The 10,760-nt window shown below is 44.0% G+C and carries 12 protein-coding genes; 6 read left to right on the top strand and 6 right to left on the bottom strand.

Annotated elements, in window-relative coordinates; translation table 11 throughout:
• The first annotated feature begins 855 nt into the window (after positions 1 to 855).
• The 3 genes from O8C68_08320 (at position 856) to rtcA (ending at position 3,021) form a co-directional block, all read left to right on the top strand.
• Positions 856 to 1,311, top strand: a complete 456-nt coding sequence (locus O8C68_08320; GenBank protein MCZ7395807.1) for a hypothetical protein — start codon at positions 856 to 858, stop codon at positions 1,309 to 1,311.
• 195 nt (positions 1,312 to 1,506) lie between these two features.
• Complete coding sequence (locus tag O8C68_08315; protein MCZ7395806.1) at positions 1,507 to 1,671, top strand: hypothetical protein; 165 nt, start codon at positions 1,507 to 1,509, stop codon at positions 1,669 to 1,671.
• Positions 1,672 to 2,025: 354 nt separating this feature from the next.
• Positions 2,026 to 3,021 carry an RNA 3'-terminal phosphate cyclase gene (gene rtcA / locus O8C68_08310; GenBank protein MCZ7395805.1) on the top strand — a complete coding sequence of 332 codons (996 nt, stop codon included), beginning with the start codon at positions 2,026 to 2,028 and terminating at the stop codon, positions 3,019 to 3,021.
• Here rtcA and O8C68_08305 read toward each other — a convergent pair.
• From O8C68_08305 to O8C68_08285, 5 genes are all read right to left on the bottom strand, one after another.
• Positions 3,018 to 3,638, bottom strand: a complete 621-nt coding sequence (locus O8C68_08305; GenBank protein ID MCZ7395804.1) for an RNA 2'-phosphotransferase — start codon at positions 3,636 to 3,638, stop codon at positions 3,018 to 3,020. The two genes, rtcA and O8C68_08305, sit on opposite strands and share 4 nt — an antisense overlap.
• 95 nt (positions 3,639 to 3,733) lie before the next feature.
• Positions 3,734 to 3,970: a hypothetical protein gene (locus O8C68_08300; protein ID MCZ7395803.1), complete on the bottom strand. Its 237-nt coding sequence runs from the start codon at positions 3,968 to 3,970 to the stop codon at positions 3,734 to 3,736.
• A complete protein-coding gene (locus tag O8C68_08295; GenBank protein ID MCZ7395802.1) occupies positions 3,971 to 4,420 on the bottom strand; it encodes a UPF0179 family protein in 450 nt (149 codons plus the stop codon).
• A gap of 32 nt (positions 4,421 to 4,452) precedes the next feature.
• Positions 4,453 to 5,520: an NAD(P)-dependent glycerol-1-phosphate dehydrogenase gene (locus tag O8C68_08290; protein ID MCZ7395801.1), complete on the bottom strand. Its 1,068-nt coding sequence runs from the start codon at positions 5,518 to 5,520 to the stop codon at positions 4,453 to 4,455.
• Between the two features lie 72 nt (positions 5,521 to 5,592).
• Entirely contained in the window at positions 5,593 to 6,414 is an 822-nt protein-coding gene (locus tag O8C68_08285) for a DUF63 family protein (GenBank protein ID MCZ7395800.1), read from the bottom strand.
• A 106-nt stretch (positions 6,415 to 6,520) separates the two neighbouring features.
• On the opposite strand from O8C68_08285, the gene O8C68_08280 reads away from it, so the two are divergent.
• Positions 6,521 to 7,105, top strand: coding sequence for a stage II sporulation protein M (locus O8C68_08280; protein MCZ7395799.1), 585 nt, complete (start codon positions 6,521 to 6,523; stop codon positions 7,103 to 7,105).
• Here O8C68_08280 and O8C68_08275 read toward each other — a convergent pair.
• Complete coding sequence (locus O8C68_08275) at positions 7,098 to 9,059, bottom strand: phosphoadenosine phosphosulfate reductase family protein (protein ID MCZ7395798.1); 1,962 nt, start codon at positions 9,057 to 9,059, stop codon at positions 7,098 to 7,100. The genes O8C68_08280 and O8C68_08275 overlap by 8 nt on opposite strands.
• A 221-nt stretch (positions 9,060 to 9,280) precedes the next feature.
• On the opposite strand from O8C68_08275, the gene O8C68_08270 reads away from it, so the two are divergent.
• Positions 9,281 to 9,643 carry a roadblock/LC7 domain-containing protein gene (locus O8C68_08270; GenBank protein MCZ7395797.1) on the top strand — a complete coding sequence of 121 codons (363 nt, stop codon included), beginning with the start codon at positions 9,281 to 9,283 and terminating at the stop codon, positions 9,641 to 9,643.
• Positions 9,644 to 9,690: 47 nt separating this feature from the next.
• Positions 9,691 to 10,760, top strand: a 1,070-nt coding sequence (locus O8C68_08265) for a redox-regulated ATPase YchF (protein MCZ7395796.1), incomplete at its 3' end; no start/stop codon positions are given.

Below are 10,760 nucleotides of genomic sequence, written 5' to 3'. Positions count from 1 at the left end.
AAATTAAAGCCGTTGTTGGCGGAAAATTGACAATAAAAGACAATGTTGAAGAAATATATGAGAAAAAAGTGACACCCTATGGAAATGGTGCCAAGATAGACGCTCAAAAAAAGTACATTGGTAAAAGAGTCTTCGTTATTGTTTTAAAGGACTGAAGTTGCTTATGGGTACAGGGCGTCTTTCATTTTTGTCCCACACCCCGAATTTCGTCAAAATATATATATAAAAAACATTGGAAAAGGGCATGCGTTTAAAATAAAATTTGTGTTTACTCTTAATGATAAGAAGTATGGCTATTCTTTTAATTTTCTTCAATCTCAAAGTAAAGAATTTTTAAGGACACAGGATTATTTGAAATTTGAGATAAGTGAAATATCTTATGAAGATATAAATGGAGTACCAAAAACTCAGCCAGCGTATACAACTTGGAGTAATAGACACATAACGATTCCTCGAAAAATATTCCGAATACCTAAAAAAGCCTAACAAAATCTATTTTACTGGTGCTCTGTGAATTTTTTATTGCTCAACTTCATATCGTTAAACTTTCAAAAAGTATATACATCACCAAGAATATTTTATATTTCAAAGGTGATTGAACAAAAAATATCTAAATAAATACACATCAAAAAAGGAGATGGAGGCAAAAAATTATTTGCTCCATAAATCCGTTATTGACAAATAATATATGTGCAATTAAATATAAATTAAAGGAGAAAATATGAATAAAAAATATTTAGTTTTAGCAATACCTATTGTAATACTTTTAGCATGGGTATTTTGGATGATTTTAGGAACAGTAAATCAAGCATCAAGTCAACTTCCTCATTGGTAAAAAGCAACAAATTTCACTTTATGAATGAGAAAAAGGATATAGAGGAGTATTTAGGTAAAGCTGTTGAGATTTACTTCAGACCTAATCAATTAGTAGGTAATGTAGGTCTTTACTATATATGTTATGAACTATCAAAGCGTGATTGGAATGTTTTACCAACTTCAAGAAATGCAAAAGGTATTGACATAGTTATTTATAACCAAAACGCAACACGCACGCATACCATACAAGTTAAAGCACTCAGTAAAAAAAGTCCTGTTCCTGGGATGAAAAAAGATAGTTTGATTGCTGAGTATTTGATAGTATGTAGAAATGTTTTTGATGAGAAACCCGAAGTTTTTATTTCTAAAACTGATGATATAAAGGATAGAATTCATGAAGGGATGAAAGAGGGACGAAGAAGCTATTGGCTTCAACCAAAAGATTATGAAGAATTTAAAGATAATTGGGATATAATCGGAGACGGATGTTTCTAAGGTTTGTTAGACGATTTTAGCTCCCGAAGGTTAACAGCTATTCGTAACTCCCTACAACTTAACACGATTTATCAATCGCATTTCTGAGCAAATCAGCAACCGAAAATTTTCAGCCTATCAGAGCAACCGAAGACTACACAGAACCACAAAGGAATGTAGTTTATATATGATGCTATCGGTAATTACAAAAAGGATATGGTTTTACGAAAATACGAGCAAGGTAAAATAAGTATATCTAAGGCTGCTGAAGATACAGGATTAACCATCGGGGAAATCGAAGAATACATAGTATGGAAAGGATACAGATCAAAATATTCTATTCAGGATTTGGAGAGAGAATTGGAACTGCTGGGAAGCTAAGGATGTTCAAACGTCAGCGCAGGAAAAATTTCATGCCTTGCCTTTTGTCTTGACAACACAGCAAACCTGACTTAACACCAATCCCTTCGGGCATATTTATATTCACGAGGCGCATCCACTAAAACAAGGATTGAAACTTGCACTGCAAAGTGCACCAGCCCCATCTCTTCATCTCATCATTATATTTTTTGTCAATTTGGGGCAAAATATAAATAGAACTTAGTCTATTACAGGAATTGACGAGCGGGTACAACTATTTTTTACTAACCCCCACTCCCCAACCTGCTCGTCTTAAAATCATATCATTGTTTTTTTAAGCAAAGCTTCAATAATCATAGGATATAACAACGGGCTATGAAGCTGGACGGCTCTTACGGAGAGGGCGGTGGTCAGATATTAAGAACCGCAGTGGCACTTTCCGCTGTAACCGGGAAACCCCTTGAGATCAACAATATCCGAAGGACAAGACCAAAACCTGGACTTTCTGCGCAGCATGTGAAAGCTGTAGAAAGCCTGGCTTCCATTTGCGAAGCAGAGGTCAGGGGATGCAAACTCCACTCCACTAACTTAATTTTTAAACCCGGAAAGATTAAAGGAGGCACGTATGAAATCGATATTGGCACTGCGGGCAGCATATCACTTTTTTTCCAGTGCCTGATGCCTGCTGCGATGCATGCTGCTGAAACTATCAGGATAAAAATTACAGGCGGCACCGATGTGCAGTGGTCGCCAAGCATTGATTATCTCAGGTTCGTAACGCTTGGTGCGCTTTCGAAGATGGGATACGACTGCCAGCTTATGCTTAAACGAAGGGGATACTATCCCCGCGGCGGTGGGTGCGTTGAGGCAATAATCAATCCTTCGGGTCTGGAAAAAGCCAGCTTTGATAGTAATACATGCTCTCTTGTGGAAGGGATTTCCCATTCCTCAGGTCTTCCTGCCCATGTGGCAGAAAGACAGGCAGCATCAGCCCAAAAAACACTGCTGGATGCGGGCTACGACTCCAGGATTTCACTTGAAATAAAAGATTACCCTTCAACGGGAAGCGGGATTACGCTGTGGTGCGGAACTATCGGCAGCAATGCTCTTGGGAAACCGGGCTTGAGGGCTGAAAAAGTGGGCGAGAGCGCAGCCGGGGCGATAATTTCAGAGCTAAGCTCTGGCGCAGGCGTGGATGTATATCTTGCAGACCAGCTCATACCCTATCTGGCAATAGCAGGCGGAGGCTCTTTTACCACACGGGTGATTACACCGCACACAAAAACGAATATCTGGGTTACCGAGCAGTTCCTTGATGTGAAGTTCAAGATAGAAGAACTGGAAAACGGGCTGTTCAGGGTGTGGGTTTAATCCTGCATCAACCTTAGATACTTCGCAGGAATCTCCTCTGCAAGAACAATATTTTCGGTAGCCGAGAGCAGGCTCACCCCGTCCTTCTGTGCTTCCTCTGCGTTTATGGCCAGCAGCACAGGATCCTCGGTATGGATGCTTGCCACCTCACGAGCCTTATCCACTGATGTGCTCAGGTGAACATACCTCTGTTTAATGGGCTTAATCCCCTTCTCAAGCAGGATATCCACTTCCTCGCGGCTTGCACCGTAATAAAGCTCTGGCAGCGTATTCTCAGGATAATCAAGGTCAACATCAACCGAATGACCGTATCTTGCCCTGATTTTATTCCCCTTAACCTCATATCTTCCCTTCTCATCCGATTCGATTATCGAAAAAAGTTTTTCCTTATTTGCCCATTTGTATCTCGTTCTCATGGCATCGCATAATACATCCACGTCCACCCATCCGTGCTGGTTCATCGCCAGCCCCAGGTCATCGGGGAAGTGCCGAAGCGCCCCTGAGATAAATCTGCCAAGCCGCTCGGTCTGCTCATCATTAAGAATGAGGCTTCCGCTCTCGCCGCATGCACATGTCTCTCCTCTAAAGAACCCGTGGTTCAGGCATTTCTTGATCATTTCCAATGTTTATATGAATCAACATATTATATAACTTACCAACCGCTAAAAACTAAGTTCGCAAAGCTCTACTTCACGTAACACACAATATCGAATCACTTATTCAAAGATTTGCGAATATCCATGGCAGGATTTTCAAGCCTGGGCACTTCTTTCGTGAGCCTGCTCATTTCTTCCTCACGCTGCTTTGCGGCAGGCGATTTACTTTTCTCATGGCACGCCTCGCATCTGTACCCTATAACTTTAAGCCTGGATGAATATGCAGGATACCTTTTTTTACCTTTCAGGTCAGCCCCGCAATCCATACATGTATTCTGGTCGATGTCTTTCATTTATCTCTTTACCTCCACAACTTTTAATGAATAACCCTTCCTGCATGGCTCGTTTATCTCACCCTCCACATTCATAATCACAAACTTATCACCAGGATTAAGTCCTGAAGGGAGGCACAGGAAAGAATTTTCGCAATTTGAAAGGCTGCAGGATAAAGGTTCGTATACTATTTTTGATCCCTTAATTGCCTTTCTGGATTCCAGAGCCATCTTAATCGGCACTTCTACTACCTCTATTGCACAAACGCCTGAATCATGCACAAAACATTCAAGCTTCTCCCCGGTTCGAATATTGGTTATCCTGTATCTGCTGCCCGGATTCAGGCCGAGGCATGTTTTATAGAGCTTACAGGGCTCGCATTCTCTCGCGGCACTTCTAAAAATGAACTCGTTCCCGACTTTTGCAAGTTTCGTTCCTATCAACGTTATTGTTGTATCAGATTCTTCCATATAATTTCACCTATTAAATATTTTTACAATAATTATATCACTTTTGTAATCTTCGCGACCGTCTCCGCTGCTTCACGGGTCAGTCCTGTCCCGAGTATGGTGTATCTCTCAGGACGAATCGTATGGGCATGAAGCAGTGCTTGGATAATATACTCTTCCTTTATCCCGAGTTCAGAAGCGTTTGTAGGTGCGCCGATGGTTTTAAGCGCTGTCCTGATTTCCTGCCAGTTGCCTCCATGCAGGTACATCATCATTATTGTCCCAACGCCGCACTGCTCACCATGCAGCGCAGGCTGGGGGGCTATTTCATCCAATGCATGGCTGAATTTGTGCTCAGAGCCGCTTGCTGGACGGGAAGAGCCTGCAATACTCATCGCCACACCACTGGCTACAAGCGCTTTCACCACAGTCCAGGCTGACTCCTCCAGGCCTGGTTTTATTGCCTCGGCAGATTCAATCAGTATTCTTGCTGTCATCTTTGAGATTATCGATGCGTATTCGCTGAAAGGCTCGTTGCGCAGCCTGTGCGCCAGCTCCCAATCGCGGACTGCGGTGTAGTTGGAGATTATGTCGCCGCATCCCGCCGCCAATAGGCGATACGGGGCAGCGGCTATAATTGCCGTGTCAGCCACAACCGCAAGAGGGGTCTGCGCTGCTTCTGAAACAGTTTTATTGTTTCTAAGGATGGATGCACGCGAAGAAACTATGCCGTCGTGAGAAGCAGCCGTTGGAACGCTTATGAACGGCATGTCAAGATGCACTGAGGCAAGCTTGGCTATATCTATGGATTTCCCTCCTCCCACGCCCAGCAAAAATTTTGCTTTTACCTCACCTGCGATTTTCTCAACCTTCCTGACCTCATCCTGGGCTGGATTCTCTACAACTGCAACATTGATGTCAAAACCGGAATCTTCAAGGGATACGGCAACTGTTTTTCCGGCAGCCTTGAGCGTTCTGCCCCCGGCTACTATAAGGGCACTCCCATTAAGCTTGAGGTCTTTACACACCTTACCAGTGTCGCTGATAACACCATGACCGACAACTACAGTTCTTGGCAGCTGCATCCACTTGTTTTTATGGTTTTCTTTGCCCTCTTTCATAAGTTCTCGAAATAAATATAATAGATACACTCTGGCAGTATATATAATCACATTAGCGGCACGGTCTAATCATTATGCCTTGAGAATCAGAATATTAAATCCGTTCCGCAGCCCGATTGCAAGCCCAAGAACAAATATCACCGTCTTGATATACTTCTTCTCGTTTATGTCACCGGGATACCTGTCAATATAATAAAGTACGGGCACAAGCACGACAAGCTTCAAAAGAAACATCACCCATGACCCTGAGCCGAACAGAGTAAGCCCGATGGATTCTGCGTATTTTATCGCCGCGCCTCCAAGGACATGCTCCTCTGAGAAGCCAAAGAATGTTATGCCTGCAAACGAGCCTGCAGCATCCATCAGCTGCGTCTCAAGTACGCCGATATTCCACCATGTTAGGAAATTCGGAAATATTTTCCTTGCCCCGACAAGGATGAGGAGAGAGGCTGTCCAGAGAATCACAACCAACCCAAATCCTTCCCAGTTGGAAAGCGTCGAAAGCGAGAGCACTATAATCCCAAGGATCGCTCCTGATGTTCCCCATGTTTTCCAGTAATCGATTTTTTTTATCCTCTGTATGTATATGGACAGGAAAAGCAATGATATCGCAAGGGAAAAATCGATCAGCGTTACGTAGGGAGTGATAAACCACACCGAATCCGTAAAGCCAGTGTCGTGAAGAAGCCGTATGCTCATTGCAAAAAAAGCCCACATGCTTGCTGCAAAAAGAAAACGCCCGTCAATCCTTAGCCCAAACCTGTTTATTATGTATGCGTAAACGAAAAGAATGCCGACTGCAAACAGCAAGCCAAAAAGAAGGGTATTTATGGGATTATAAGTTTCCACATCGGTTGCAGAACGTACAATGTAATCCAAAAGATTATTAACCATGTCAGACAGACGATAACTATGCGCAAATGCTTATATTTAGTGGTTTTTTGCCATAGATTTTTCGCATGCAATACGAAACACCCTCCGGATAATAATGGGGTATGAAATGCAAAAAGACCTCGAATACCTGTATTCTTTGAAAAAATACCTTTGGATCGTTGTGGTTATTTTTATCCTTTCGTTAATCATAGGTGTGCTTGTCTCGGTGAAAAACCCCGAGCTATCGAAAAATTACCTTAACATGTTCAGGGATTCGTTTGGCTGGATAAAGACACTTAATCCAATCGAAATTGTGCTTTTGATTTTCCTGAATAATGCCTTCAAAAGTTTTCTTGCACTTGTGCTCGGCGTGGGGCTTGGCGTCATACCCCTCCTTTTTGTAGCAGGCAACGGGATAATCGTAGGCATGCTGGCACATACTATTTCAAGGCAGCAGGGGACTCTTTTTGTGATTGCGGCGCTCCTGCCGCATGGCATTATAGAAGTGCCCATGATATTGATAAGCGCTAGTGTAGGGCTTCGCCTCGGGCATAAGATGTATCCCTCCTTAACAGGATTGAAAACCGATATCAAAAAAGAGTTAATAGAAGGCATCGGGTTTTACATCCGGGTAGTCCTGCCTCTCCTTTTTGTGGCTGCAGTGATTGAGACTTTTGTTACGCCTTTGATTGCTTTGCAATTTTCTACCTGAACTCCGGCAAAAGCCTGTCAAAATATTTTGCAACAACGCACGATTCAATACATTTCCCGCATCGGGTACATTCTTTACTGATTTTAAGCTGAGGCTCAAGGGTTATGGCTCCCACAGGACATACTTTCAGGCATACGCCGCATTTCGTGCACTTTTCCACCCTGATCAACTGCTTTGCCGTATTCTCGAAAAGCGACAGAGCTTCCTCCCTGCACGGTGCATTAACCGAGATGTGCCCTGATGAGAATATCTTGACGTTTGAGTTATTTTTTCTAATCAACAATACCCCGAGGTCTTCTGAAAACACGTTCTCGCCAAGGATATTTGCAATATTCAATGCCTCCGAGGGCATGAGGTCTGTAATTTTCCCTTCAATGGTGTAGCCGCCCGTCTTGCAGGGCGAAACTCCGCCTGTTACCACGATACCAAACTCTTCTTTCTTGCCTTTTAATTTCGTGTTTATTTGGAGCTCCTCTGCAAGCCGAATCATTTTCGGCGGCAATGTCTTCCAGCGCCAGAAGCCATGCTCTATGAATTTATCAGAAACTCCATGCTCGCTTGCCCATCCAAGGAGATAATCGTTCCAGCGCAAAAAAAGCTCTGGATGTAATTCCTTAAACCTGTAATATTCTGCGCTGAGCTCGGCAGGGCACAGCCAGCATCCAACGCGCTCAAAACCGAGGTCGTACAGTGGATTATACTCAAGTTTGCGGTAATAAATATACAGCCACACCTCGATGGCGCGCCAGTTGCGTATCGGGAACACGCTCACCTGCCCTGGAATGAAGGGGTTTTCTTCCTTCGGGGCGATTCGGGCACGCGAAAAAGACTCGTATTTTCTTTTCCCATCCATGGTCAAGCACCTTCGCCCTTCGCGTGTGCATTCTTCCATAACCGTGTTGATGGGCGCAAGTTTGCACACCTTGCAGCACCACCTGAAATCCTTTGCAGGAGGACCAAAACTCGGGAGATTCTCCCAGAATGCTTCTTTTGCCTCCACTTCGATAAGCTCGATACTGTTTTCCCTGCAGAACCTTCGTGCAAACTCCACTGTTTCTGGGAACTCGATACCGGTGTTCGCAAAGAATACTTTTATTGGACGCTCTACCGCGCTTCGTGTCAGGTCAAGCGTGGCAAGGCTGTCCTTTCCCCCGCTGAAAGAAACGTAAACCTGAGAATCCCTGAATTCTTTCTGGTTGGCTATGCCCCGAATGGTATTTACAGCATCCTTTACGAGCCTTTTCATGTGCGGCGCATTGGCGCGGAGAATTTCATCAAGCATCGGCTCTCTGGATAGAAAGACAGCTTTTTGTGATTCGATTTTTTTTATCCTGAGCGACTTTCCAGGGTTTTTCAGCTCTTCGCTGTCCTTTAATGATGTGCCAAATCCCCTCAGGTTTTTGCTTATTATAAGAACTGTATCTCCTTTCCTTATGTCATCCGAGCACTCAAGAACCTCGCTTCCTTCTATGATTTTCCCGCTGAGGTGGCGACCCTGCGAGGAGAGCTTTATGAGCTTGCTGCGGATGCCTGACTGGATGAGAGCGCTTGCTCCTTCAACCATGAGGTCGAGTTTGAAGGCAAGTTCTTTCATATCGAACCTCAATATCCCGAAGTGCAGCCCGTCCACGAGCATCTCATCTGTCTTATCCTCGCCAGGGATTTTATTTAAAAGAATAAGTTTTCCATCAAGGGGATTGGTGCCAAATGAGCTTGACATCAGGTCGTTGATTATGTTTTGTTCATGCTGAGAAGAAAATCGCACGTCTCCAGGCTGGGAAAGCTCGATTCTGAAGCCTGTTTCTTTGCAAATTCCGCACCGCTCATCCATTAACGGGATATTGCACTTCTTGCACCAGAAGATGTGGTTGTTGTTCACTTTCCATACACTGTCTAAAATTGGTTTTTGCTCGTGACTGGTATGTCTGTTGTTGTCGATATTCGATTTTCTCATTGTTTGTATTTTGTCGTTTTTCTTCTTCCAATGCACATTTTAGCGCTGGCATGCCCTGTTTCATATTCATATCAACAAGATACTTAAACGTTTGTCAATTTTTGTGACATTAAAAAGATGGGGAAGCCTTATACAGTCAAAACTTTCAGGACTCTACGTCCTTAAAATATACCGAAATAATTATCATATCGGAAGTATATTACTTATCAGGGGCATTATCTATGAAAGGGGGAAAATCTAAGATATACAGCAATATCCTTCAGGAATTAAAAGGAGTGGAAGGAGTGAAAATGCTTGCTCTGGCAAGCCGCGATGGTTTTCTTATCGGCGAATATCCAAGCGAAGACAAGGAGATGTTAACTCTGATGTCAGCGACCATGTTAAGGGCTGCAGAAGCTGTTATCAATAAGCTTGAAAAAGTAAGCCCCAACTGCGTGATTGTGGATTTTAACGGAGGAAAGCTCATCACAGCAGCCGCAGGGTCAAAAGCACTTGTCTCTGTGATGGCTGCGCAGGATGCATGCCTTGACCCTATTATCAGCGAGCTTGAAAGGACAGCAGAAAAAATCAAGGAGATACTGTGATAACCCTGTTAGATAAAAGTTAAGTTCACAAGAAATGTATTAAGAGCATGGCTGTTTCAATAGCGCTTGCAGGAAAACCAAACTCTGGGAAATCCACGTTCTTCAAAGCCGCAACTCTTGCAAATGTTGAGATTGCTAATTATCCTTTCACCACCATCGATGCAAACCACGGCGTGGCATATGTGAGAACCACCTGTCCTTGCAGGGAATTAAAGCTGAATTGCGGAAATTGCAGGGATGGCGTGCGTTTTGTACCTGTTGAAATGATAGATGTCGCAGGACTTGTTCCGGATGCCCATAAAGGGCGCGGGCTCGGGAATGCCTTTCTTGACAACCTGAGGCAGGCAAAGGCAATTATTCATGTCATAGATGCATCGGGCGGAACTGACATCGAAGGGAATCCCGTGCCTCTGGGTTCGCATGAACCGCTCGGCGATATAGAGTTCCTCGGGCATGAGATTACAATGTGGATTTTCGGCATCCTGAAACGCAACTGGGAAAGATTATCGCGCAAAGTTCAGGCAGAGGGATTGAAATTGGAGGAGACAATAGCAGGGCAGCTTGAGGGCGCCGGTGTCACAGAGTCCCACGTAAAAACAGCGCTTACCAGACTGAAACTCCCGCGAGACAAACCTCACATGTGGACGGATGAGCAGATTATCGAACTTTCAGACATGCTCAGGACTGAAAGCAAACCGCTTATCATCGCGGCTAATAAGATAGATGTGGCATCGCAGGAGAACATCGAGCGACTGGTTAAAATCGGAGCGATACCGGTCAGCGCGGCAGCAGAAGTAGTGCTGCGGCTTGCTGATAAAAGCGAAGCTATACACTATATACCAGGCGATGCCGATTTCGTTGAATCAGCAAGCCTGTCAGAGGCGCAGAAAGAGGCGCTTTCCAAAATACGTGCCCTGATGAAGAAAAACGGTGGCACCGGAATCCAGAAGTGCATCAATGAAACGGTTTTCAATCTGCTTGGTCTTATCGTGGTTTATCCTGTGGAGGATGAGACTAAATTCACTGATAAGCTGGGTAGAATACTCCCTGATGCCTTCCTGCTGAAGAAAGGAAGCACCCCGAAAGACCTTGCTTTTATGGTGCATACCGATATAGG

The sequence above is a fragment of the Candidatus Methanoperedens sp. genome, from assembly GCA_027460525.1.
GTDB lineage: Archaea > Halobacteriota > Methanosarcinia > Methanosarcinales > Methanoperedenaceae > Methanoperedens.
The sequence above is the reverse complement of the archived record's forward strand: the minus strand, read 5'-3'. Positions and strand labels throughout refer to the sequence as shown.